Origin of the sequence: Leisingera sp. ANG59 (genome assembly GCF_013317235.1) — a bacterium.
GTDB lineage: Bacteria > Pseudomonadota > Alphaproteobacteria > Rhodobacterales > Rhodobacteraceae > Leisingera.
Map to the genome: position 1 here is coordinate 1 of NZ_WLCM01000033.1, position 23,852 is coordinate 23,852.

The 23,852-nt window shown below is 65.5% G+C and carries 15 protein-coding genes and 1 pseudogene; 10 read left to right on the plus strand and 6 right to left on the minus strand.

The window, feature by feature from the left end; translation table 11 throughout:
• From GKC28_RS20345 to GKC28_RS20375, 7 genes and pseudogenes are all read left to right on the plus strand, one after another.
• A partial coding sequence (locus GKC28_RS20345; RefSeq protein ID WP_174148831.1) for a polyketide synthase dehydratase domain-containing protein occupies nucleotides 1-1,932 on the plus strand: 1,932 nt, incomplete at its 5' end.
• A 5-nt stretch (nucleotides 1,933-1,937) separates the two neighbouring features.
• The gene (locus GKC28_RS20350; protein ID WP_174148832.1) at nucleotides 1,938-2,954 is read left to right on the plus strand and encodes a glycosyltransferase family 2 protein; all 1,017 of its coding nucleotides are present in this window, start codon (nucleotides 1,938-1,940) and stop codon (nucleotides 2,952-2,954) included.
• Entirely contained in the window at nucleotides 2,951-7,516 is a 4,566-nt protein-coding gene (locus GKC28_RS20355; RefSeq protein WP_174148833.1) for a MupA/Atu3671 family FMN-dependent luciferase-like monooxygenase, read from the plus strand. The genes GKC28_RS20350 and GKC28_RS20355 overlap by 4 nt, the downstream gene beginning before the upstream one ends.
• On the plus strand, nucleotides 7,513-8,202 hold the full coding sequence (locus tag GKC28_RS20360; RefSeq protein ID WP_174148834.1) for a 4'-phosphopantetheinyl transferase: 690 nt from the start codon (nucleotides 7,513-7,515) through the stop codon (nucleotides 8,200-8,202). The genes GKC28_RS20355 and GKC28_RS20360 overlap by 4 nt, the downstream gene beginning before the upstream one ends.
• Nucleotides 8,202-9,137: a hypothetical protein gene (locus GKC28_RS20365; RefSeq protein ID WP_174148865.1), complete on the plus strand. Its 936-nt coding sequence runs from the start codon at nucleotides 8,202-8,204 to the stop codon at nucleotides 9,135-9,137. Before GKC28_RS20360 ends, GKC28_RS20365 begins: the two co-directional genes overlap by 1 nt.
• Before the next feature lie 209 nt (nucleotides 9,138-9,346).
• Nucleotides 9,347-10,957: pseudogene (locus GKC28_RS20370) on the plus strand (hypothetical protein); the annotation flags it as partial.
• Entirely contained in the window at nucleotides 10,954-11,790 is an 837-nt protein-coding gene (locus GKC28_RS20375; protein ID WP_174148835.1) for a glycosyltransferase family A protein, read from the plus strand. The pseudogene GKC28_RS20370 and the gene GKC28_RS20375, both read left to right, overlap by 4 nt.
• 163 nt (nucleotides 11,791-11,953) lie before the next feature.
• On the opposite strand, the gene GKC28_RS20380 is transcribed toward GKC28_RS20375, so the two are convergent.
• Nucleotides 11,954-13,162 carry a glycosyltransferase gene (locus GKC28_RS20380; RefSeq protein WP_174148836.1) on the minus strand — a complete coding sequence of 403 codons (1,209 nt, stop codon included), beginning with the start codon at nucleotides 13,160-13,162 and terminating at the stop codon, nucleotides 11,954-11,956.
• Nucleotides 13,163-13,398: 236 nt separating this feature from the next.
• Here GKC28_RS20380 and GKC28_RS20385 point away from each other — a divergent pair, with 236 nt between their 5' ends.
• Nucleotides 13,399-14,769: an oligosaccharide flippase family protein gene (locus GKC28_RS20385; protein WP_174148837.1), complete on the plus strand. Its 1,371-nt coding sequence runs from the start codon at nucleotides 13,399-13,401 to the stop codon at nucleotides 14,767-14,769.
• A 108-nt stretch (nucleotides 14,770-14,877) separates the two neighbouring features.
• Here GKC28_RS20385 and GKC28_RS20390 read toward each other — a convergent pair whose 3' ends face one another.
• The 3 genes from GKC28_RS20390 to GKC28_RS20400 form a co-directional block, all read right to left on the minus strand.
• Nucleotides 14,878-16,119, minus strand: a complete 1,242-nt coding sequence (locus GKC28_RS20390; protein WP_174148838.1) for a DUF874 domain-containing protein — start codon at nucleotides 16,117-16,119, stop codon at nucleotides 14,878-14,880.
• 118 nt (nucleotides 16,120-16,237) lie between these two features.
• The gene (locus GKC28_RS20395; protein ID WP_174148839.1) at nucleotides 16,238-17,164 is read right to left on the minus strand and encodes a CpsD/CapB family tyrosine-protein kinase; all 927 of its coding nucleotides are present in this window, start codon (nucleotides 17,162-17,164) and stop codon (nucleotides 16,238-16,240) included.
• A gap of 74 nt (nucleotides 17,165-17,238) precedes the next feature.
• The gene (locus GKC28_RS20400) at nucleotides 17,239-18,036 is read right to left on the minus strand and encodes a sugar transferase (protein ID WP_174148840.1); all 798 of its coding nucleotides are present in this window, start codon (nucleotides 18,034-18,036) and stop codon (nucleotides 17,239-17,241) included.
• Nucleotides 18,037-18,721: 685 nt separating this feature from the next.
• Here GKC28_RS20400 and GKC28_RS20405 point away from each other — a divergent pair.
• Nucleotides 18,722-19,573, plus strand: coding sequence for a 2-dehydro-3-deoxygalactonokinase (locus tag GKC28_RS20405; RefSeq protein ID WP_174148841.1), 852 nt, complete (start codon nucleotides 18,722-18,724; stop codon nucleotides 19,571-19,573).
• 178 nt (nucleotides 19,574-19,751) lie between these two features.
• Here GKC28_RS20405 and GKC28_RS20410 read toward each other — a convergent pair whose 3' ends face one another.
• On the minus strand, nucleotides 19,752-20,561 hold the full coding sequence (locus tag GKC28_RS20410) for a TIGR03084 family metal-binding protein (protein ID WP_174148842.1): 810 nt from the start codon (nucleotides 20,559-20,561) through the stop codon (nucleotides 19,752-19,754).
• Between the two features lie 103 nt (nucleotides 20,562-20,664).
• Nucleotides 20,665-21,783 carry a class I SAM-dependent RNA methyltransferase gene (locus tag GKC28_RS20415; RefSeq protein ID WP_174148843.1) on the minus strand — a complete coding sequence of 373 codons (1,119 nt, stop codon included), beginning with the start codon at nucleotides 21,781-21,783 and terminating at the stop codon, nucleotides 20,665-20,667.
• Nucleotides 21,784-22,050: 267 nt separating this feature from the next.
• Between GKC28_RS20415 and GKC28_RS20420 the strand changes: the two genes are divergently transcribed.
• Complete coding sequence (locus tag GKC28_RS20420; RefSeq protein WP_174148844.1) at nucleotides 22,051-23,784, plus strand: ABC transporter substrate-binding protein; 1,734 nt, start codon at nucleotides 22,051-22,053, stop codon at nucleotides 23,782-23,784.
• The last annotated feature ends 68 nt before the right edge of the window (nucleotides 23,785-23,852 follow it).

Sequence of the window (23,852 nt, forward strand, 5' to 3'; positions counted from 1 at the left end):
CCCTTAACGGCGGCGGCAGAATGCCCCGCCCCCCTCCCCCTCCAGACGATTTTCACCCGATGCCCGGAGGAGCAGGCGCCTGTGCGCGGGCGCCTGCGTTCCCCGCAGGAGGCGCATCTGAACTTCGGCCCGCGCTGGCATGTGCTGGACCGCGCAGCGCTGGGGGATGGCGAGGGTATTGCTGCCCTGTCCCTGCCAGCCGCTGCCGCTGCGGACGGCTGCCTGCTGCACCCGGGCCTGCTGGACCTGGCCACCGGCTGGGCGATGCAGCTTATCCCGGGTTACGAGGGCACCGCGCTGTGGGTGCCGGTGTCCTACGGGACCATTCGGGTCTTTGCGCCGCTGACACGGCAAGTCTTCAGCCACATGCGCCTCTCCGGCGGCGATTCCAGCGGGTCGGCAGCCTTTGACGTGACCCTGACCGGCCCGGACGGCACCGTGCTGGTGGAAATCGAAGGTTTCCGGATGCAGCGTCTGGCGGGCGATTTCGACGCGGCAGCAGAACAGGGCAAGGCGGATGCGACAGCCGCCCAGCTGGGGCTGGAGCCCGCCAGCAGCCCGCAGCCGCTGTCCCCCGAGGAACGCCGCCTGCAGCTGAACATCTCAAACGGCATCAAGGCGGAGGAAGGCGGCGCGGCCCTGGCCCGCGCCGTGGCCTCCGGGCTGCCGCAGGTGGTGGTCTCCTCGCTCGACCTGCCAGCCCTGATTGCCCAGGCGGACCAAAGCACGCCGGCCGAGGCAGAGGCACAGACTTTCGACCGCCCCCAGTTCGACACCGACTATATCGCGCCGCGCAACCCGGTGGAGGAGCAACTGGCCGCGCTGTTTGCCTCACTCCTGGGGATCAGCCAGGTCGGGATCGAAGACAGTTTCTTTGACCTTGGCGGCCATTCCCTGATTGCAGTGCGGCTGTTTGCCCAGGTGAAACGCGCCTTTGATGTGGAATTTCCGCTGTCGGTGCTGTTCGAGGCGCCCAGCGTCGCCGCCCTGGCGGAGCGGATCATCGAACGCACCGGCGGCGGAGTTGCCGAGGAACCGGGCGGCAGCCCCCAAACTGCAGAAGAGAAACCGCAGTTCACCCATCTGGTGCAGCTGCACCCGGGCGACGGAACCGGGCGGCGCCCCTTCTTCCTGGTCGCGGGCATGTTTGGAAATGTTCTGAACCTACGGCATCTGGCACTCCTGGTGGGCAAGGACCGCCCGGTCTACGGGCTGCAGGCCAAGGGGCTGGTCGGTGGCGATGCACCGCACGACCGCATAAGCGACGCCGCCCGCAGCTGCCTGGGCGAGATCCGCCGGATCCAGCCCGAAGGTCCCTATCTGCTGGGTGGTTTCTCCGGCGGCGGCATCACCGCCTATGAGATGGCGCAGCAGCTGAAAGACCAGGGCCAGGACACCGCCGCGCTGATCCTTCTCGACACGCCGCTGCCGGTGCGCCCGGCCCTGTCGCGTCAGGACAAGGCGCTGATCAAGCTGGCAGAGCTGCGCAGCAAGGGCCTGGGCTACCTTGGTGAATGGGCCAGAAACCGCATCGCGTGGGAGTTCGAGAAACGCCGTGCCAAACCGGCAGAAAGCGGCGTCCGGCCGGAATTCAACAACCGCAAGATCGAACTGGCATTCCGCGCCGCCGTCGCAGCCTATGACCTGAAACCGTGGCCCGGCCCGCTGACCCTGTTCCGCCCGCCGCTGGACCGCAAATGGCAGGTCGCAGGCGGCAATTGGGTCAGCAGTGAACGCGAGTATGTGTTCCCCGACAACGACTGGACCCGCTGGGCGCCCGCAGTCGAGGTGGCCGAGGTTCCGGGCGACCATGACAGCATGGTGCTGGTGCCGAACGTCAGCGTGCTGGCCGCAGGCGTCAAGGCCCGGCTGGACGCAACAGACCGGGCGGCGGCCTCCAGCCCGCCCCGCTCCATCCGGGCAGCGGAGTGACCGGCATGGATCAGCAGCGCATCCTCGTCATCCTGTTGAATTTCCGCACCCCGGAGATGACCCTGCAATCCGCCGAGGCGGCGCTGCGCGAGCTGCAAGGCCTGCCGGGCGAACTGCTGATCATCGACAATGGCTCAGGCGACGGATCCTTTGATAAGATTCATGCCGCAGCTCAGGCCCGCGGCTGGCTGGACAGCAACCGGGTGCGGGTGATCGCCTCGCCGGTGAACGGCGGCTTTGGCGCGGGCATGAATATCGGCCTCAGCACCGGCCTCGCGGACGGCAGCGCGCCTGAATTCTACTATCTCCTGAACTCCGACGCCTTTGTGCAGGGCGACACCATCCGCACCCTGCGCGACTTTCTGCTGGAGCGCCCGGGTGCAGGACTTGCGGGCTCTTTCGTGCGCGGCACAGACGGGGAACCGCACCGCACCGCCTTCCGCTTCCCCTCCATCGCCGGCGAGTTTGAGGCCAGCGCCCGCACCGGCATCTTCACCCGGCTGCTGAAGCCCTGGGTCGTCGCCATGGAGATGCCGCAGGCCGAGGTACAGGTCGACTGGACCGCCGGCGCCAGCCTGATGATCCGCCGCGAGGCGATTGAAGCCGCTGGCGGTTTTGACGAGACTTTCTTCCTCTATTTCGAGGAAACCGACCTCTGCCGCCGCGCCGCCCGCGCGGGCTGGCGCACCCACTATGTGCCCGCCAGCGAGGTGGCGCATATCGGCTCTGCCTCCACCGGCAAGAAAGGCTGGCAGCGCACGCCGCAGTACTGGTTCGACTCGCGCCTGCACTACTTCGTCAAGAACCACGGCCGCGCCTATGCCGCCGCGGCCACATTGGCCCGCATCAGCGGCGGCCTGATCTATGGCGTGCGCCGTCTGATCCAGAACAAGCCGCAGGCTGATCCGCCGCATTTCCTGCGCGATCTCTGCCTGCACAGCCTGCGCGCTGTGTTGGCGCCGCGCCGCTTGCCGCCTTCGGAAACGCGCCTCCCTTCTCCGTTCGCAAAGGAGCAGAAATGACCGCCTTCACCTGTGCCCTGATCGGCAATGAATCCCTTCTGATCGGTTGTGCCGATGCGCTGCTGGCCCGCGGCCACCAGATCCGGGCGGTGGTGTCCCGGGACGCAGACATCCGCGCCTGGGCCGCAGACAAGGGGCTGGTCGTTCTGAACACACCCGCTGAGCTCAGCGGCGGTTTTGACTGGCTGCTGTCCATTGCCAACCTCACGGTTATTCCCGATGCGGTGCTGGCGCAGGCGGCAAAGGGCGCCGTCAATTTTCACGACGGCCCGCTGCCCCGCTACGCGGGCCTCAACACCCCGAACTGGGCGCTGATCAATGGCGAGGCGCAGCACGGTATCACCTGGCACCTGATTGAGGGCGGCGTGGATGAAGGCGATATCCTGGCCCAGCGGCTGTTTGATGTGGCGCCGGATGAAACCGCCTTCAGCCTCAACTCAAAATGCTATGCCGCCGCAATGGACAGTTTCGGCGAGATCGTCTCGCAGCTGGAAACCGGTGAACTGAACCGGCGGCCGCAGAACTTGAGCCAGCGCCGCTTGTTCAAAAAGTCAGACAGGCCTGCAGTCGGCGGGATGCTGGATTTCTCCCGCCCGGCAGCCGAGCTGGCCCGGCTGGTGCGGGCGCTGGACACCGGCGGCTACTGGAACCCGATGTGCGCCGCCAAGCTGCGGATCGGCGGGACCGTCCTGCTGGTCGGCGCCGCAGAGGTTGCCGAGGGCAGCAGCGCCCCCGGCACCGTACTGGAGAGTGCAAAGGACAGCCTGACCGTCGCCGCAGGTGACGGCGCCCTCACGCTCTCCCGTCTGACCACTCCCGCCGGACAGCCGCTGGACATCTCCAAACTGGCCGGACCCGGCGACACGTTTCCCTCCCTGACCGCAGCAGAGACCGGGGCACTCACCGCCCGTCTTGCTGCGGTCCAAGGGGGCGAAGACCACTGGCGCCGGCGGCTTGCCGCGATGCAGCCGGTGCAGGTGCCACTGGTTTCAGGCACCTGCAGCAGTGAATACAACCGCCGGGACATCACCCTGCCTGGCGGTCTCAGCGAAGAACAGGCTGCTGCCGGCACCCTTGCCTTCGCTCTGCTCAGCAGCGGCGCGGAAACCGGCGATGTTGCGCTTTCCGTCGAAGGCGTGGAGGGCCTGCCCGGCCTGATCTCCTCCTGGGTACCACTGCAGGCCCAGCGGCAAGATAGTGTTGCGTCCCTGGTGGAGCGCACCGCGCAAGACATTGCAATGGCCCGGAAATCCGGCGGCTTTGCCGAGGATCTGGTGGCCCGCGCACCGGAGATTGCAGCGAAGGCGCAGCCGGGCATCGGCCTGATGCTGGGGGAAGATGCGGCGATTGAGGGCTGCGTTGCAACGGTTTCTCTGAATGGTGGTGTCCTAGCGATGCATTTCGACGCGGCCGCCCTTTCGGCCAAAGCCGCGGATCTGCTGGCCGCGCGGCTGGAACTAGTTCTGAACACCATCGCAGAAGACAGCAGCCGAACCGTTGCGGAGCTACCCGCCCTGCCCGAGGCGGAACGCAAAATGCTGATGGAGGACTGGAACCGGACCGCAACGGAATTCCGCGCGGACCTCACCATCCACGCGGCAATTGAGGCCCAGGCCGCAAAGGCCCCGGGCGCCACGGCGCTGGTGTTCGAGGACCGGAGTTTCACTTACGCCGAGGTAAACGCCCGCGCCAATGCGGTCGCCGCGCGGCTGCGTGAAATGGGCGTGAAACCGGGTGTGCATGTCGGGATCCACATCCGCCGCGCCCCGGAACTGGTGATTGCAGCGCTTGGGGTCATGAAAGCCGGCGGTGCCTATGTGCCGCTGGATCCCGCCTATCCCGCTGACCGGATCGCGCATTACATCATCGATTCCCAAGCGCAGGTGATCATCACGCAAAGGGAGCTCGCCGCCAGCCTGCCTGCGTCGGATGCGCAGGTGCTGGCGATCGAAACAGTTCCTGCGGCAACAGAGGCTGGAAGCATTGACGGCGGTGCCACCGGCAGCGATCTGGCCTATCTGATCTACACCTCCGGCTCAACCGGGCTGCCCAAGGGGGTAATGGTCACCCACGCCAATGTGTCGAACTTCTTTGCCGGCATGGATCAGCGCATCCCGCACCAGCCCGGCGATACATGGCTGGCAGTGACCAGCCTCAGCTTTGACATCTCGGTGCTGGAGCTGTTCTGGACCCTCTCGCGCGGGTTCAAACTGGTGCTGTCGAGCGATGAAAGCAGGCTTGAGCTGTCCAAGGGACCGGTGGCGCGCAGCACCCGCAAGATAGACTTCAACCTGTTCTACTGGGGCAACGACGACGGGCCAGGGCCGCAGAAATACCGCCTGCTGCTGGAGGGCGCCAAGTTCGCCGACCAGCACGGGTTCAACGCCGTCTGGACGCCGGAGCGGCACTTCCATGCCTTTGGCGGCCCCTATCCGAACCCGTCCGTCACCGGAGCCGCGGTTGCGGCAGTGACGCAGAACATCGGCGTGCGCTCCGGCTCCTGCGTGGCGCCCTTGCACCACCCGGCGCGGATCGCGGAGGAATGGGCAGTGATCGACAACCTGACCGCGGGGCGCGCCGGGATCGGATTTGCCTCTGGCTGGCAGCCAGATGACTTCATCCTGCGGCCCGAGAACACGCCGCCCGCCAACAAACCCGCGCTGTTTGAAACCATCGAGACCGTGCGCAGGCTGTGGCGCGGCGAGGAAGCGGCCTTTCCCCGCAAGGACGGCGGTGAGCATCACGTCCTTACCCAGCCCCGCCCGGTATCCAAGGAGCTGCCGGTCTGGGTCACCACCGCGGGCAATCCGGAGACCTGGCGCGAGGCCGGATCGATCGGGGCAAACGTGCTGACCCACCTGCTGGGCCAGAGCATTGATGAGGTCGCGGGCAAAATCCGCATCTACCATGACGCCCTGCGCGAGGCCGGCCATGATCCGGCGGACTTTAAGGTCACGCTGATGCTGCACAGCTATCTGGCCGGCACCCGCGAGGAGGCCCGCCGCATCGCGCGGGAGCCGATGAAGGACTACTTGCGCTCCGCTGCCGGGCTGATCAAGCAATACGCCTGGGCCTTCCCCGCCTTCAAAAAGCCCGAAGGCGTGAAGAACCCGTTTGAAATGGATCTGGAGATGCTGTCGGAGGAGGAGCTGGAAGCAATTCTCGACTTTGCCTTCGAGCGCTATTTCGAGGATTCCGGCCTGTTCGGCACCATCCAGGACGCCTGCCAGCGGGTGGAGCAGCTGAAGCGGATCGGCGTGGATGAAATCGCCTGCCTGATCGATTACGGCATCGCGCCGGAGGTGGTGCTGGAAGGGCTGAAGCCGCTGGCACAGGTGCTGCGGCTGTCGAACGCGCCGCAGGAGCTGGCGGCGGATGACTTCTCGCTGGCGGCACAGATCTTGCGCCACGGCGTCAGCCACATGCAATGCACCCCATCGATGGCGCGGATAATTGCGGCGGATGCAGACGCCAGCGCCTGCCTGGGCCAGCTGCAGCATCTGCTGGTGGGCGGCGAGGCGCTGCCCGGTGATCTGGTGCAGGCGCTGCGCGAGACCACACGGGCGGAGATCCACAACATGTACGGGCCGACCGAGACGACGATCTGGTCGACGATTGAGAAAATCAGCGCCGTGCCTGCGGGGACAGCCGGAATCGGCACGCCGGTTGCCAATACGCATGTTTACGTACTGGACGAGAAACATTCGCCTGTCCCGGCCGGAGTTCCCGGTGAATTGTATATCGGCGGCACGGGCGTCACTGCCGGTTACTGGCAGCGGCCGGAGCTGACCTCTGAACGCTTCATAGAGACACCGTTCGCTGCAACATCCCTCTACCGCACCGGCGATCTGGTGCGCTGGACCGAAGCGGGCAGCCTCGCCTTCCTGGGCCGAACCGATCATCAGGTGAAGATCCGCGGCCAGCGGATTGAGCTGGGTGAGATCGAGGCCGCGCTGACCACGCAGCCGGGCGTGACCGGCGCCGTGGTGGCGCCGCGCGGTGAAGCTGGCGCAGAGCAGCTGATTGCCTACATCACCGCCTCCGCGCCGGTGTCCGGAGAAGCCCTGAAACAGGCGCTGGCGGCCCGGCTGGCTGAGGTCATGGTGCCGGCGCATGTCGTCACCCTGGACGCTTTCCCACTGACTCCGAACAAGAAAATCGACCGACAAGCACTGCCGGACCCGCAGCCGGTACGGGCTGAACCCACCCCGGCGGTGGCGCTGGACGCGGGTGCGCAGGCCCGGATTGCCACGGTCTGGAGCCGCATTCTGGGGGTCAGCGGCATCGGCGCGCAGGACAATTTCTTTGCCCTTGGCGGCCATTCGCTGTTGGCGGTGCAGGCGCACCGGGAACTGCGCGAGGAACTGGGCACCACCGCCCTGTCGATCACCGACATCTTCCGCTTTCCCACCCTGGCCGGGCTGGCCGCCCACATCGAAGGGCTTGCAGGCACCCCTGCAAATACGGAACAACAGCCTGAAGCAACCGCAGCCCCGGACCGCAGCGACATGATGTCGAAACGGCGGGCGATGCGGGCAAACCGCAGGGCAAGGACCGGATGACGGAAAGAAACAGCAGACTGGCGGAGCGGCTGGCCCTGGTCCGGCCGCTTTTTGCCGCCGATGTGGCGCTGGCCGGGGCGGACCCTCTGGCCGCGCCGCCGGCACCGTTGGCAGAGGAAGCTGCGGGGCTGTCGCCGAATGCGGTCGCGAAGCGGCGCAACGAGTTTGCTGCCGGCCGCGACGCCGTGCACCAGGCGATGCGGCAGCTCGGCATGCCTCCTGTTCCGGTGCAGGTTGGCAGCGACCGGGCTCCGGTCTGGCCTGCCCGGGTGGTCGGTTCGATCACCCACACCAAAAGCTGCGCCATGGCGGTGCTGGCCCGTAAGGGTGCAGTGCAGGCGTTGGGGATCGACGTGGAGGAAGATGAGCCCCTGAAAGACGAGCTGCTTCCCGCGATCTGCTCGGACAGGGAACAGGCCTGGCTGAAACGGCAGGACAACCCGGGGCAGATGGCCAAGGTGATCTTTTCCGCCAAGGAGGCGGCCTATAAGGCCCAGTATACCCTGAGCCGGGCGTTTTACGGATTTGACGGGATGGAGCTGGAGTTTGATCTGGCCGAGAGGGCCTATCAGGCATTTTTCACTGCCGACCGGCCGCCGTTTTCGCGCGGCGAGGCGGTCGGCGGGCGCTTTGCCATCGGCGCCGGGCTTATTATAACCACGGCGGAAATCCGGGGGCGCGGATGATGGGGCGCCGGGGGGTTCTGGCAGCCGGAGCGGCGGCCGCGACGTTGGGTCTGATGGTGTTTGCGACCCGCAGCCGCAGCGTGCCCGTGCCGCCGCCGCTGGCCCCGCTTGTAGAGCCGTTGAAGGTGTTTCATCTCGGCCATTCGCTGGTTGGGCCGGACATGCCGCATATGCTGACGCAATTGGCGCCCGAAGGGCACAGCTACAACAGCCAGCTTGGATCGGGCACCTCGCTCAGAGCGCATTGGGAGCCTGATGAAGACATCCTCGATTTTGAGACTGCCAACCAGCCCCCCGCTTACCGGGATGCGAGAGAGGCAATCGGTTCGGGTGAATACAGCGCGGTGGTGCTGACCGAGATGGTCGAGCTGCGCGATGCGCTGAAGTATTTCGATGCGGCCAGGTATCTGGGGAAGTGGGCGGATCTGGTGCGGCAGTCCTCGCCGGAGACGCGCCTGTATCTTTATGAAACCTGGCACAGGCTGGATGACCCGGATGGCTGGCTGCAGCGGGTTGAGCGGGACCTGGAGGCGCTGTGGACACGCCAGCTGCTGGGGGCCGACAACCGCTGCAATCCGCAGCGGCCGGTCTATCTGATCCCTGGCGGGCAGGCACTGGCAGCCGTTGCGCGCGCGGCAGAAGCCGGGGAAATCCCGGGGCTGGCTTCCCGAGAAGCGCTGTTTGCCCGCACGCCAGAGGGCGGTCTGGACACGATCCACATCAATGATCTGGGCGCCTATGTTGTGGCCCTGACCCATTACGCCGTGCTGTATCAGCGCGCGCCCGCGGGTCTGCCGCATCAGCTGGCCCGGGCAGACGGCACCCCGGCGGAGGCGTTCAGCCCGGAAGCCGCGGCAAGGGTACAGCAGATCGTCTGGAAGACCGTGCGCGCCTTGCCCCGAACCGGCCTGGCCGCGGCGGGAGCGCCGGCATGAAGCTGGCGGCGCTGATCACCTCGGCTGTGATGATCGGCCAATCGCTGTTCGGGCAGGGCGGTCCGCACCTGCCGGACGCCCGGTTGCAGGGTATTGCCCGGCCCGCCGTGCAAGCGGCGGCTGTGCACGGCGCTGACCTGCCTGAGGAACCCGGGGCGCTGCCGCAGGATCCCCCCCTGCCCGCGCTCAATGCGGCGGTGCCGCCAGCCCGCCAGCCCATCGCCATCAATCTGGCTGGCATTGCCGACTGGAGCACCCAAGCGCCGTTCCTGGATCATTTCAAGACCGCACGGCCCTGGATAGGCCATCTGCCCGGGCAATGGGGCGGCGTGGAACATGATGAACTGCAGGAGGCGGGTTATCTGGACGCCGCCGGCTGGCCAACGGCGATCCCGCCGGAGCTGAGCTCCATCGGCACGGTGATCCTGACCGACCTGCCGGAAGAGGCGGTTTCGCTCAGAGGCCGCTACGTGCTGCGCTTCGAGGGTGAGGGCATCGTCGAGGTTCTGGGGCGGGCAGAAGACGTCCGTTATGGCAAGGGCGAGGTGCGGTTCGATTTCACCCCCGGTCCCGGCCCGGTTGAGATCCGCATTCAGCGGATGAGCCGGGGCGGCCAATACGTGCGCAATATCACCGTCGTAAAAGAAGCGCATCTGGCGGCCTATGACGGCGGCGCCCTTTTCAACCCGCTGTGGCTGGACCGGCTGGACGGCTTTGCCGCGCTGCGGTTTATGGACTGGATGGCCACCAACGGCTCTGCCCAGACGGGATGGGAGGACCGGCCGCTGCTCTCTGACTACACCTGGGCGCTGAAGGGGGTTCCGGCGGAGGTGATGCTGGCGCTGGCCGGCAGGCTGGGAGCCGACCCCTGGTTCAACATGCCGCATATGGCCGACGACACCTATGTCCGGCATTTCGCGCGTCTGGTGCATCAGATGCTGGACGAAGACCTGCGCGCCTATGTGGAATATTCGAACGAAGTCTGGAACTGGCAGTTCCAGCAAGCCGCTTGGGCCGACGCGCAGGCACAGGCACGCTGGGGCGATGACGGGTTGTGGATGCAGTTCTACGGCGGCCGTGCGGCAGAGGTGTCGCAGATTTGGACCGAAGTGTTCGGCGAAGACAGCGAGCGGCTGGTGCGGGTGGTCTCCTCCCAGACCGGCTGGCTGGGACTGGAGGAGCAGGTGCTGACGGCCCCCCTGTGGAAGGCGGAACGCGCAAACCGCCAAGCGCCTGCCGCCTACTTCGACGCCTATGCGGTGACAGGCTATTTCGGCGGTATTCTGGGGCTGGAGGAACGGGCCGGGCAGGTCCGCGCCTGGATCGACGGCAGCCGTGAGCGGGCACTGGCGGAGGCTGCAGAACGCGGGCTGGCCGGCTCAGCAGCGGCTGCGTTTGCAACGCGGCATCGATATGACGCCGCCAGCGCCCGCGCCGGGGCTGAGTTACGCGACGGTCTGATCTCCGGCAATCCTGCAGACACACTGGCGGATCTGCTTGGCCGTGTGCTGCCTTATCACGCTGGGGTTGCGCAAAAACACGGGCTGGATCTGATTATGTATGAAGGCGGCAGCCATGTGGTTGGTATTGGCCCTACGGTAGAAGACGAAGTGCTGACCGGCTTCTTTACACATTTCAACTACACGGGTGAGATGGGCAGCCTGTACCGCGACCTGCTGGCCGGCTGGCAGGCGCTTGGCGGCAGCCTGTTCACCGCCTATGCCGATGTCGGCGCGCCCGGAAAATGGGGCAGCTGGGGCACATTGCGCACCCTGAGCGACCAGAACCCGCGCTGGGACGCGCTGGAGAGGGTAAAATGACCCCGCAGGTGTCTGTGCTGATCCCGGCCCACAACGAGGCGGAGTATATCGGGGCCTGCCTGCGCGCGGTTTTTGCTTCGGGCCCGCTGCCGACAGGCATGGCAGCGGAAGTGCTCGTGCTGGCCAACGGCTGCACCGACGGGACCGCGGCGCTGGCCCGGGCTGCCGTGACGGCCGAGGGCTGGCAATTGCAGGTGCTGGAATTGCCGGAGGGAGACAAGCTCGCAGCGCTGAACGCCGGTGATGCCGCCGCGCGCGGGGACATCCTGATCTATTTGGATGCCGATGTGCTGATCGCGCCGGATCTGATCGCGCAGGTCGCAGAGGCCTTGGATCTCGACGCACCGCGCTATGCCAGCGGCCGGCCCGAAGTTGCCGCGGCCCAAAGCGCGGTGACCCGCGCCTATGCACGGTTCTGGATGCGGCTGCCGTTCTTCTCCAGCGGTGCGCCGGGCTTCGGGATCTTCACGATGAACCGCGCCGGGCGGCAGCGGTGGGGGGACTGGCCGAACATCATTGCCGATGACATCTTTGCCCGGCTGAACTTTGCCCCGCAGGAACGCATGCAGGTGGCGGCATCCTATAGCTGGCCGATGGTGGAGGGGTTCCGCAACCTGGTGAAAGTGCGGCGGCGGCAGAATGCCGGAGTGGCGGAAGTGGCGCAGAAGTACCCGCTTTTGATGCAGAACGAGGACACCCCGCGCGTCCGCCCCGGCAAGGTTCTGCGCCTGCTGCTGAGCGATCCGGCCGGGTTCCTGGCCTATGCTGCGGTTGCGCTGGCGGTGAAAACGCCGCTGTTTGCCTCCCGCAACCGCTGGACCCGCGGCCGCTGACAGCCCGCCGCTTTTCGCAGCGCTCCCGCGCCCGCAGGTTGCCCTGGCTGCGCCAGCCCATCCTTGGCGGCCTTGGGCGTGGCCCGGCGCCCCGCGCCGGGCCACGCCCAACGGGAGCGGTGCATCTGCAGATGCACCGGCGACGGGCGGGAGCGCGCCGCTGTTATTTTCCGATGGCTTTGCGGAAATGTGCTGCCAGGCGGGCAGCCTCCCTAGCGCTGTCATGCCGCTCCAGCACCCGGGCAAGCCCGGTCTGCCCCATTGCGGAAAGCTTATCCTGAGACGTCTGCGACAGCTCCAGGATTGCCTGAGCCAGCGCCGTTTCATCGCCGGCAGGCACCAGCCAGCCAGTCTTCCCCGGCAGCACCAGCTCCGGTGTGCCCGCGATACAAGTGGCGATAACCGGGCGGGCGGCGGCCATTGCCTCCATCACCACCATCGGCAACCCCTCGGCGAAGGAGGGCATTACAAGCGCATGGGCGCGGCCCAGCTCCTGACGCACGCCGTCCTCTGGCAGCCAGCCCGTGAGGGTGATGTTCCGCTGCAGCCCTAGCCCGGTAATCGCCGCTTCCAGCTCCGGGCGCATTTCCCCGTCGCCGATCAGCGCCAGATGCACATCCGGGATATTCTCCACCAGCTGCGCCATGGCACGGACCAGCACCATCTGGCCTTTCTGCTCGACGAACCGTCCGATCGCAGCCAGCCGCAGCGGTGCCTCGGGCAGCGGCGCAGGATCGTCAAAGCGTTCCGGCTCGATGCCGCAATGCACTACCTTCAGGCTGTCCCATTTTTCAAAAGGCGCCCAGCGGCTCAGCTGGCTCTTTCCGAAACTGCTGACCCCAACGGTAAAGGCGGCGCGGTTGATTTTCTCCCCCAAGGACAGCGCATGGGGGGCGTCGAATTCCTCCGGTCCGTGCACGGTGAAACTGTAGGCCTGGCCGCCCAGTTCATATGCCAGCATCGCGACCGCGGCAGAATTGGTGCCAAAATGCGCGTGAATATGCTGCACGCCCGCCACGGCGCAGCGCTGTTTCACATGGGCCGCTTCGCCGAGGTAGATCAGGTGCCGCATTATTCCCTTGTCCGAGGCGCGCGCCAGTTTCACCGCCAGCGCCAGTGCCTGCGCAAAACGGCGCGGGGCTGCCAGCACCTCTTTTGCCAAGGCGGCCAGCAGGCGGCCAGCGCCAGCATGAAGCACGTACTCGGTGCGCTCAGCCTCGGCCTGGTCGCCGGGATCGGCCAGAGCCGCGCCGGAGGGGCGCATCGCCAGGCGCAGGACCTCCACGCCCTGCTGCTCCAACGCCTGCAGCTCGCGGCGGATGAAGCTGTGTGAGGGCTGCGGATAGGTGTTCAGGACATAAGCAATCTTCAACGCAGCGGCTTCCCGGAATATGCATGTATCCGCGGCAGGTTAGCGGCGGTTTGGCAGCTTGCCCAGCGTTGCATGCCGCTTGTCCCGGGGGCGTGGAGAATGCAGCACATGGGCTGGGATTGTCGCCCCATTTCAGCCGCTTGCACACCTCGCAGCCGCCGTTGCCGCCGCAAGATTGACGCCCCTGCCCCGCCCGCCTAGCCTGCACCGCAGGAGTTTTGGGGATTTGCGCCGGAATGCAGCGGGTTGCTTCGTTTTTTGCCGGCCAGGGGATGATGGCGCGGGTGCTGCGCTCGGCCTCCTGGCTGATGATCGGGTATGGCGGCAGCCAGGCTTTGCGGCTGGCCTCCAACCTGATCCTGACCCGCATCCTGTTCCCTGAAGCCTTCGGCCTGATGGCACTGGTCACAGTGGTAACGGTGGGGCTGTCGCTGTTCTCGGACGTGGGCATCGGGCCATCGATTGCCCAGAACAAGCGGGGCGACGATCCGGCGTTTCTGGACACTGCCTGGACCATCCAGGTGATCCGCGGCTTTGCCCTGTGGGCGCTGACGGCGCTCTTGGCCTGGCCTGCAGCCGCGTTCTATGGCGCGGCGGAGCTGCTGATCTACCTGCCTATCGCGGGTGCGGGCCTGGCCATTGCCGGCTTCAACCCGACGAGGATCGAGACCGCACACCGGCACCTGCTGGCGGGACGGGTCACGGCGCTGGACCTGACGGGCCAGGCCATCGGGCTGGCGGCGATGGTTCTCTTGGCGCTGGCCACGCAATCGGTGCTCGCACTGGTGCTGGGCGGGGTCATTCAGGCCGCGGCCAAGCTGGCCCTGTGCCACTACGGCCTGCCGGGGGCCGCCAACCGCTTCCGCTGGGAGAAGGCGGCGGCGCGGGAACTGATCCATTTCGGCAAGTGGATTTTCCTTTCCACAGCCTTCTGGTTCCTGACCTCGCAGGGGGACCGGGCGATCCTGGGCAAGTTCGTGCCGCTGGAGGTGCTGGGGATCTACAATATCGGCTATTTCCTGGCGAGCTTTCCGATGCTTCTGGGCCATGCGGTGAACCAGCGTCTGATGATCCCGGTCTACCGCGGCAAGCCAGCGCAGGCCGCACCCGAGAACCTGCGGCGGCAGCGGCAGCTGCGCTACGGGCTGACGGGCGGAATCCTCTGCCTGTTGCTGCTGATGGCCTGGGCCGGGCCGTGGCTGGTCCAGTTTCTGTATGATGACCGCTACCTGCAGGCCGGGCCGATGATTGTGCTGATTGCCCTCGCGTTGGCGCCTGCGGTGATAACCATGACTTATGACCAGGCGGCGCTGGCAGCGGGCGACAGCCGCGGTTTCTTTGTGTTTTCGGCCGCCCGCGCCTGCCTGCAAACACTTCTTTTCCTATGCGGCGTAGCCTGGTTCGGGCTGGCTGGCGGTATCGCGGCGCTGGGACTGGCAATGCTGGCGGCATACCCCGTACTGGTGCGGCTGGCGCGCAGGCATCACGTCTGGGACCCGCTGCATGACACCGTCTTTGCGCTGCTGAGCGGCGCAGCAGGCGGCGCTGCACTGACCTGGCATTGGGCTGCAGTCACTGAAATGGCGGCGGCGCTGAGAGCGCCTTAGCCACGGCCCAAGGGACCGGGAACGGCTTATTCGCTGCAAGCGGAGGCCGGCCGCGAGCGGCAGCACCGAGCCCTCCGAGCCGGCCGCCGGGCAGATATTCAATGATGCCTATGACTTGCGCCGGAACAGCCCGCGGCGCGGCGGGCAGGTGTCCATCACGGGAATGGAAACCACGGGCACCAGTCCGGTTTCCCGCTCCATCTGCGCGGCCGTGCGCAGCACCGGGTGGCGCAGTTCCTGAAGGAAGGCGGCGAGCAAGGCGAGAATGACACTGGCCGCTGCGCCCATCAGTGCCTTGGTTTTCCGGGCGCCGGTCACCGGGTAATCCGGCAGCGGCGCGGGTTCGATCACCGTCAGGCGCTCTGACTGATGGCTGGTCTCCAGCCGGAAACCGACCTCCGCCTCGTTGCGGCGGGCGGTCATCTGTGCCAGTTCGCCCTGCAATTGCTCCAGCCGGCGGTCATATGCTCCAAGCTGACGCTCGACCTCCGGGGTGGTCTGCAAGGAAGCCTCGAGCCCGGCCTTGCGCTGGGTCAGCAGTGCCTCTTGCGCGTCCAGCGTCGCCAGCTGCTGTTCGGCCTCTTCCTGCAGGCGGCGGGCAGTTGCGGCACGTTCCGTCGCCCGGGCCCGGTCGGCGGCGCGGCGGATCTCGATTCGCTCGCGGGCGATTTCCAGAAGACCCTCGTTCATCGCCGCAATTTCAGCCCGGCGGAATTCGATAGTTCCGGGCAGGGTCACGTCATTTGCGTTGCGGTAGGCGGCGATTTCATCCTCCAGCGCAGCAACCTGTTCCGCCAGGGCAGCCTCTTTTTCCGCAAAGAAGCTTAGGGTCTCGCGGGCCTGGTCGATGCGGGTAGCGATGCTGAGCTCGATCGTGCGGCGGCCGAATTCACTGGCGACCTGCTGCGCCTGCTCCGCTGTGGGCATCCGGGCGGTGATAGTCAGCACCGATATGGTGCCGTCATCAGCAAAACCCTCGCGGGCGGCGGCAACACCAGTGATCTGCACAGCTGTCCGCAACTGCACCACCTTCTGCAAATCGGTCAGAGACTTCTGATCAGCGTAAAGGCCGAATTTCTCGATTATTTCCAGCAATGTCCCGCGGGCCATCAGGCGCTGTTCGATCAGCTGCATGCGCCGTGCCGATGAGCCCTCGACAGTGGATTTGGCCAGCTCGCCGGCAATTTGCGGCTGGGTGATCTGCAGCACCTCTGCCGTTTCATATTCATGCTGCTGGCTGGCGGCAAACCACAGCGATAGCAGACAGCCGAAGACAAACACGCAGGCAATGGTGAACAGCCTGCGCCGCACCATGTCGAGAAAATCGCCCAGTGTGTAGATCGGCCCCATCTGTCTGCTCTCATGCTGCCGGACACCCCGGCCGTTCAAATTCTTTCAAGCCGCGCCCAAGACCGCCGCCTCCGGTTATACACCATGGCAACCGGGCGAAACTATGGCGTTTCAGTGCTCAGTTCAGCGGGCTGTCCGACTTGCGCGCGCGGTTCAGAACCACCCCCAGCAGCTCCGTGTGGCCAGCAAGCATCTTCTCGCAGGCAGCCAATTGAGCCGCGGTGGTGCTGGTGCCGTCGGAAATCAGCAGCACCCCGTCAACCTGCGGCAGAAAAGCGGCAGTGTCGTCATGCTCCAGCACCGGCGGCAGGTCGAACAGCGCGGTCTCCGCACCGCTGCGCAGCATCAGATCGTCCACCGCCGCGCTGCAGCTCCGGCTGTGCAGGATCTCGGCAGCATCCTGATCCTGAGCGCTGTTCAACCCGACAGCCAGCGACGGCAGGGGGCGCAGCAGCTGGTCTTCCATTTGAACTGCACCTGACAGCAAGGCGCCCATATCAGCAGCGGCCTGGATCCCCATGGCCTGTGCGATCCCCGGCTGCCGGAAGTTCAGATCCATCAGCACGGTGCGGCTGCCGGGAACCCGCGCTAGGCTGAGCGCGAGATTGACCGCGGAGAAGGTGCTGCCGCAGCCCGTTGCAGGAGCTGTCACCGCAACCCGCTTCCAGCCGCGCGCCTTGAGAGTATGCGAAAGCCGGGTGCGAAGCAGATCAAACGATTTGGCGGCAGGTGCGGTGCGGAACTGACTGACCAGCGGCAGCCGCACCTTTCGCTCCGCTGCATCCTGGAATGGAACCTGCCGGATCCGCTCCCAAGGTTCCGGCAAAGTGGCAGGCAGCTGAGCAGAAACAGCTGAGGCAGGCGCTTCCAAAGGGCTCAGCCGCGACTCCTCGGAAGCCGCGGGCGCAGTCTCCGCCGGGGCACGGCGGCGGCGGAACCGCTTGAACCCTTGCTCGCTCATGCCGTCCTCTTCATCCTTTTCCAACTGCTGGGAGCCACGCACCGGGCTGGCGGTGACGGCCCCTGTTACAGCAAAATGCTTCACAACCACGCTCCCTGCAATGGCCGGAAAGTCTGATGCCGGCGCAGCGGGCGCCGCAACAGCAGACCAGAAAGGCGTTAATATCCCGTCCCCTTCAGCACAACTCCGGCTGTTCGCCAGATCAGCGCCAGGTCACAACCCAGAGACAGGCCGTGCCGGTAATCCGCGTCCGCCCGGGCGCGGCTGGAGAAACTGCCTTCATTGCGGACGGACACTTGCCAGACACCGGTGATTCCCGGCCGCAGTGCGAAGTAGGCGCGCGCATCGCCATAGAGCGGCAGCTGGTCCGGCATCATCGGGCGCGGCCCGACCAGGCTCATGTCCCCCTTTGCAACGTTCCACAGCTGCGGCAGCTCGTCCAGCGAGGTGGCGCGCAGGAAGCGGCCGACACGGGTGATCCGCGGATCGTTCTTAAGCTTCTGGGTCTCATCCCATTCCCGGCGCAGCACCGGATCCGTCTCCAGGTATAGCTGCAGCAGCTGATCCGCATCACGCACCATGGTGCGCAGCTTCAAAATGCGGAACCTCTGTCCGCCACGGCCCAGCCGGGCCTGAGTGTAAAAGGGCCGCCCGCCCTCCAGCCACAGCGCCGCTGCACACACGGCAACCAGCGGCAGGACGACCGGCAGGCTCAGCAGCACCAGCAGCAGATCAAGGACCCGCTTGCCGCTTGCCGCATAGGCACCGCCGCCTGTGCGCCGCTCCCTGCTCAAGTCTGCCTGACCCGCCCGCCCAAGACTGTTCAGGGCAGAGTTCACATTGGCCGGTTGCATATGCAGCGGGCGGAGAAAAGCAACGGCCTTGGATGCCAGCCTTCCCTCAACCTCAACCCGCGCAAATGACAGCCCCGCCCCTTCGGAAGCCGCATCTCTCATTCCACTTTCCCTCACTCCAGCCGGTTCCCACGCCTGGGCCGCCGCCTGAATCGGCGGGCTGTCACAATTCACCCGGACAGTCCGCAGACCTGCGGCCGCGGATTGCCGTTACTGATTTTCAGGTTCGAAACGGGGCGCGCCCCCACGCGCCCGCGCCATTTTCATTCGGCCGCCTCAAATAACCGGCGGCGGTGCAATCCAGCACTCCGCCCTAATTAGGACATATTTATACAATTGCGTGTAAAATTTACATTTCCCGGCAAAATGCAACGCAATCATGCAATTCACCCGGAATTCCGGTGAACGATGGCGGGGAAACCTCCGGATTGTTTCCCAAGGACGCAGGCGCATCCCGGAATCAAAGCGCTGACGCTGCAGATTTGGTTCACAAAACGGCTCCGGAAGGCCAGGCAAATGGCAACGCCTTGCAGCCGCAGGTTCGGAGAAATGCTTTTCCATCTCATAGACAATTGCCCGTGCGGCCCGCAGCTGCCGAAAGCTGGCACACAGCGGCCGGCCGTTCACCGGCGTAATAGCAGCACTTCGCGCTGGCGGAGCCGTTGGGGCAAAGGCAGCCCGCAGGCCTTTGCATGCCTGCAGCAGGTCTCTGCCAGGCGGCGCACTTGCCGGATCCCGGGATCGCGGCCATAAGCCACGGTACCGAAATGAAGGAGGACGTAAGGGCATGATGCAGGCTACTGGCAGCAGCTCCAGCTGGCTGGCCGCCAATCTGGAGGGAACAACACTGACCGCTTGGCCTGTAGCCAACGGAACCGCGGGTCCGGCCCAGGTCCAGAAACTGCAGGACAGCAGTCCTGCGGCGCTGGCCGCCGGACTACGGCAGCTGCTGTCCGGCGAGGCCCAGCCCCTGGTTCTCGGCGGCAGTCCACTGCTGCCGCCGCAGAACGTGCCGGCTGAACCTGCCGCAGCGCGCTTGGCAGCGGTAAAACTGGAAGAGCTGACTGTCCACGCCCTGCCGGGGCTGAGCCAGCCTGCGCCGAGCGGGCTGATCAAAGGGGCTGCAGCCCGGCTCCGCGGATTTTTGCAGCTCAATCCGGATTGGGACGGGGTGGTGTGCCTGCCTGGCAGCGCTGTCACCCATTGGGTTCAGGTCAGTGCCAGGGAGGCGGTCAGCTTCCAAAGCGCGCTGACCGGGCAGCTGGCGGCTGCGGTGATGCAGCCAGAGGTGCTGGGCGCCAACGCCGAATGCAACATGACGGCGCTCACCGCCGCGGCGGCGGATGGCATCGCCAAGCCGGAACTTCTGGCGGCGCGGCTGGCGGCACTCCAGACGGAGTCCACGCTGGGGCTTGTGCAGGCAGAGGAAGCATGCGGCAGGCTCTGGGGGCTGCTGCTGGGGGCGGAACTGGCTGCCTCCCGGCCCTATTGGCTGGGTCAGAATGTGGCGTTGCTTGCCGAGGCACCGCTGCAGCCCTTCTATCAAGCGGCGCTGGAAGCCCAAGGGCTGCCGGTTACAAAGGCTGACGCACAGCGTATGACGCTGGAAGGGCTGACCCGGGCCTGGGCCGCTGGCTAAGGTCAGCTTATCCGTTGCTGCAGCACATTGCGATCGGGACGCTCAGCGGCATTCTTCCGCGTCTCCTGGCACCCCGGCTGTGCCGGTCAGCCTCGGCAGCCTTGGGTGTGGCGCCTTCCATCAGGAAGGGCGAAGCCGGGCGGAAGCCCCCTGCCTGCGGGTCCGCTGCCCTTCCGGCCTATGACTTTGCCGGGCCGGCCCTGTATCGCGCTCCCTTCCGCGGCGGATGCTCTGGCGGGCCGGCAAAGCACTGGGCGATTTTCATCCAGATTTCGGCGGCGGTGCCGGAGACCCGTAAACCAGTGTCAGCAATGCTGCGCACCTGGGTGACAACCTGGGCAAACTCCACAGCAGAGCCTTTGACATAAACCGCATCCTGCGGGGTATTCCATTCCCAAACCGCGCCCGACGGCCCGGTCAGCTGCACAAAAGGCGCAGGCTCCGGCACGTCCAGCGCACGGTTGCGGAAGCTCCAGCCATAAGTTGCCACCCCCAGATGCGCGATGTTGCGGATGCGGTCGTGCTCCTGCCGCTCCAGCCCTAGGAGGTCGAACACCTCCTGCCCATGCGCCCAGGTTTCCATCTGCCGGGCTGTGACGGAACTGAGCGCGCTCATCTCAGGCCCGATCCATTTTAGCCGCGCCTTAGGGTCTGCCGCGGCGAAAGCATCGGCGCAACGCTCCGCCCCCTCCTGCCAGGCCGCAAACAGCGCCCGGCCGCTGAGGCCATCCAGCCAGGGGAACTGGCACTCGAGGATCGAACGGCCTGCCTGCATATCCTGCAGCACCGGCGCGATGAAGGCTGCAAAGGCGTCCTCGCCCTGCAGCGAGGCCTCTGCCGCTGCGTTGAACAGGTGCAGGTGCCCCAGCACGTGATCGATGGTCCAGGCCTTGAACTGGGTTTCGCGATGAAACTCCGTTTCCGGCAAATTCTCAAGGATGGCCGCCAGGGCGCGGCTTTCAGCGCGGAAATCTTCGGCCTGCTGCATGACCTCTCCCCTTTTCGTTTCGCGCGGCAGAATAGCCGGGCGGGATGCGGGACCGAAACAGGGACCATGCGTCACACTAGGGGGTGCTGAAGCGGCGGCGGCCTCAGGGCAGCGGATCAGTCTTGAAGAGCCGGATCTTGAGACCGCCGTGAGCCACAGGCGCGCCGAAGGGCAGAAACGGCAGGTTAGTGGCCTTGGCCAGGGAGGTTTCCGAGGTGACGATACCCACCCGCCAGCCGGAGAAGCGCTCCTTCATCACCTGCCCCAAGGCGCCGTATAGGGCATAGAGCAATTTCTTGTTTCCGATCCGGGCGCCATAGGGCGGGTTGACGATGACCAGGCCCGGCGGGCCTTCAGGGCGCTGCAGGTCGCTGACCGCGGCCTGGGCAAAACGGGTGCAATCGGCCACGCCCGCCCGGTCCGCGTTGGCAGCGGCCATCTCCACGGCGCCCGCGTTGCGGTCGGAGCCGTGGAACTGCAAATCGGTCTCGCGCACCTCGCCCTGCTGCTTCATCTCTGCCCAGGCGTTCGCATCAAATGTTGCAAGCTGTTCAAAGGCAAAGCTGCGGCTGCGGCCGGGCAGCAGGCCCTTGGCGATCTCGGCCGCCTCGATCACAAAGGTGCCGGAGCCGCACATCGGATCCACCACCGGCTCGCTGCCGTCAAAACCGCATTCACGCAGGAACAGAGCGGCCAGGTTTTCCCGCATCGGCGCCTTGCCGACGGCCGATTTATGGCCGCGCTTGTGCAGCCCCTCGCCAGAGGTGTCGACGCTGAAGACGCAGAGGTTGTCCTCGATCCGCAGTTTCACGGTTAGTTCGGCGTCCTTGGTGACAGGGGCGCCGAGGGTCTCAGTAATCGCCTTTTCCACCCGCTGGGCGGCGGCGCCGGCGTGGTAGATCTTGGATTTCTTGTTGGTGGCGACCTCCACCTTCACCGGCACATCCGAACACAGTACCTCGCTCCAGGGAAACTTGCGCGCCCGTTTGTCGAGCTGCGCGAGGTGGAAGGCGCGGAATTCGCCGATCCTTGCCAGCACCCGTGCGGCGCCGCGCAAGGAAAGGTTGGCGCGCCAGACCTCACTCCAGTTGCCCTGCACGGTGACCCCGCCCGGCACGGCCTTGGGCGCGGCAAAACCCAACTCCTTGGCCTCAGCCAACAGCGCCTGTTCCAGCCCCGGCGCTGCGGTCAGAAAGATCTCGAAAGTTGTGTCTTGCGTCATGCTGACCTCCATAGACGCAAAGCCGATCCGCGGCGACAGTTTTTTCAGATCCCGCCATTGGGGAAACTGCCGTAGCGCTACAACCGCAAATGCTGCGCCGCGGCGTAGCGCAGTTGTGCAAAAGGAGCGATATTTATATAACAAATTCAACATGATATTCATTACTAAAAAATTAGTTTGACAACATAATCCAACCTATGAAAGCTCTATGCCAGTCAGGTGCAGCCAAAGCGCAGCTGGCCTCAAGAGACTTTCAGGGAGGAAGAGATGCGTAAGTATCTTCTCTCCGCAGCAGCCGTTTGTGCGGTGGTTGCGGGATCAATTGGCTATGCCGACGAAATGGCGGCCAAAAAATGGATTGATGAAGAGTTCCAACCTTCGGCTTTGTCCAAGGATGAACAGCTGTCAGAGATGCAGTGGTTCATCAAGGCCGCGGAACCTTACAAAGGCATGGAGATCAACGTGCTGTCGGAAGGCATTCCGACGCATAGCTATGAATCCGAAGTGCTGACCAAAGCGTTTGAGGAAATCACCGGCATCAAGGTGAACCACCAGATCCTGGGTGAAGGCGAGGTCGTTCAGGCCGTGCAGACCCAGATGCAGACCAAGCGGAACCTCTATGACGGCTACGTCAATGACTCCGACCTGATCGGCACCCACTCGCGCCTGCAGCTCGCCTACAACCTGACCGACATGATGGAAGGCGACTTCAAGGACGTGACCAACCCTGGCCTCGATCTGGATGACTTCATGGGCACCCAGTTCACCACCGGCCCGGATGGCGATCTGTACCAGCTGCCCGACCAGCAGTTCGCGAACCTGTACTGGTTCCGCAAAGACTGGTTCGACCGCGAAGACCTGCAGGCCGCGTTCAAGGAAAAATACGGCTACGACCTGGGCGTCCCGGTCAACTGGTCGGCCTATGAGGACATCGCCGAGTTCTTCAGCGAGCACGTCAAGGAAATCGACGGCACCGCGATCTATGGCCACATGGATTACGGCAAGCGCGCGCCCGACCTCGGCTGGCGCATGACCGATGCCTGGCTGTCGATGGCAGGCGCCGGCTCCAAGGGTGAGCCGAACGGTGTGCCGATCGACGAATGGGGCATCCGGATGGAGGAAGGCTCCTGTAACCCGGCTGGCGCCAGCGTCACCCGCGGCGGTGCCGCCAACGGCCCGGCGGCGGTCTACGCGATCCGCAAGTGGGACGAATGGCTGCGCAAGTATGCGCCTCCGGGCGCTGCGTCCTATGACTTCTACCAGTCGCTGCCGGCACTGGCACAGGGCAACGTGGCACAGCAGATCTTCTGGTACACCGCTTTCACCGCCGACATGGTGAAGCCGCAGTCCGAAGGTAACAACACCGTCGACGCCGAGGGCAACCCGCTGTGGCGGATGGCGCCCAGCCCGCACGGCCCCTACTGGGAAGAAGGCCAGAAGGTCGGTTATCAGGACGTGGGTTCCTGGACCTTCCTCAAGTCCACCCCGCTGGACCGCGCACAGGCTGCCTGGCTCTACGCCCAGTTCGTGGTGTCCAAGACCGTGGACGTGAAGAAATCGCACGTTGGCCTGACCTTCATCCGCGACTCTTCGGTGAACCACGAGAGCTTCACCGAGCGCGCACCGAAACTGGGCGGCCTGGTCGAGTTCTACCGCTCGCCTGACCGCGTGGCATGGTCGCCGACCGGCATCAACGTGCCGGACTATCCGAAGCTGGCCCAGATCTGGTGGCAGCAGATCGGTGACGTGAACTCCGGCGCCTTCACGCCGCAGGAAGCGATGGACCGCCTGGCCGAGGAAATGGACATCGTCATGGCCCGCATGCAGCGCGCAGACGAGCAGGCGAATGTCTATGGCGGCTGCGGCCCGCGCCTGAACGAAGAGAAAGACGCGGAGTGGTGGTACGCCAATGGCGGCGCCAAGCCGCCGCTGGAGAACGAGAAGCCGCAGGGCCAGACCGTCAACTATGACGAGCTGGTGGCCCGCTGGGCAACCAACTAAGGCCTCCTCCCGGCCCGGCCAGCGATCCCCATCATCTGGCCGGGCTATCCTGGCCCTGGAGACCCTCT

Excerpts from the sequence above, each read along its gene's own strand:
- GKC28_RS20350 (WP_174148832.1), top strand. The coding sequence starts at position 1,938 with ATGGATCAGCAGCGCATCCTCGTCATCCTGTTGAATTTCCGCACCCCG.
- GKC28_RS20400 (WP_174148840.1), bottom strand. The coding sequence starts at position 18,036 with ATGAGAGATGCGGCTTCCGAAGGGGCGGGGCTGTCATTTGCGCGGGTT.
- GKC28_RS20405 (WP_174148841.1), top strand. The coding sequence starts at position 18,722 with ATGATGCAGGCTACTGGCAGCAGCTCCAGCTGGCTGGCCGCCAATCTG.
- GKC28_RS20390 (WP_174148838.1), bottom strand. The coding sequence starts at position 16,119 with ATGGGGCCGATCTACACACTGGGCGATTTTCTCGACATGGTGCGGCGC.
- GKC28_RS20420 (WP_174148844.1), top strand. The coding sequence starts at position 22,051 with ATGCGTAAGTATCTTCTCTCCGCAGCAGCCGTTTGTGCGGTGGTTGCG.
- GKC28_RS20365 (WP_174148865.1), top strand. The coding sequence starts at position 8,202 with ATGGGGCGCCGGGGGGTTCTGGCAGCCGGAGCGGCGGCCGCGACGTTG.
- GKC28_RS20360 (WP_174148834.1), top strand. The coding sequence starts at position 7,513 with ATGACGGAAAGAAACAGCAGACTGGCGGAGCGGCTGGCCCTGGTCCGG.
- GKC28_RS20410 (WP_174148842.1), bottom strand. The coding sequence starts at position 20,561 with ATGCAGCAGGCCGAAGATTTCCGCGCTGAAAGCCGCGCCCTGGCGGCC.
- GKC28_RS20355 (WP_174148833.1), top strand. The coding sequence starts at position 2,951 with ATGACCGCCTTCACCTGTGCCCTGATCGGCAATGAATCCCTTCTGATC.
- GKC28_RS20415 (WP_174148843.1), bottom strand. The coding sequence starts at position 21,783 with ATGACGCAAGACACAACTTTCGAGATCTTTCTGACCGCAGCGCCGGGG.
- GKC28_RS20375 (WP_174148835.1), top strand. The coding sequence starts at position 10,954 with ATGACCCCGCAGGTGTCTGTGCTGATCCCGGCCCACAACGAGGCGGAG.
- GKC28_RS20385 (WP_174148837.1), top strand. The coding sequence starts at position 13,399 with ATGCAGCGGGTTGCTTCGTTTTTTGCCGGCCAGGGGATGATGGCGCGG.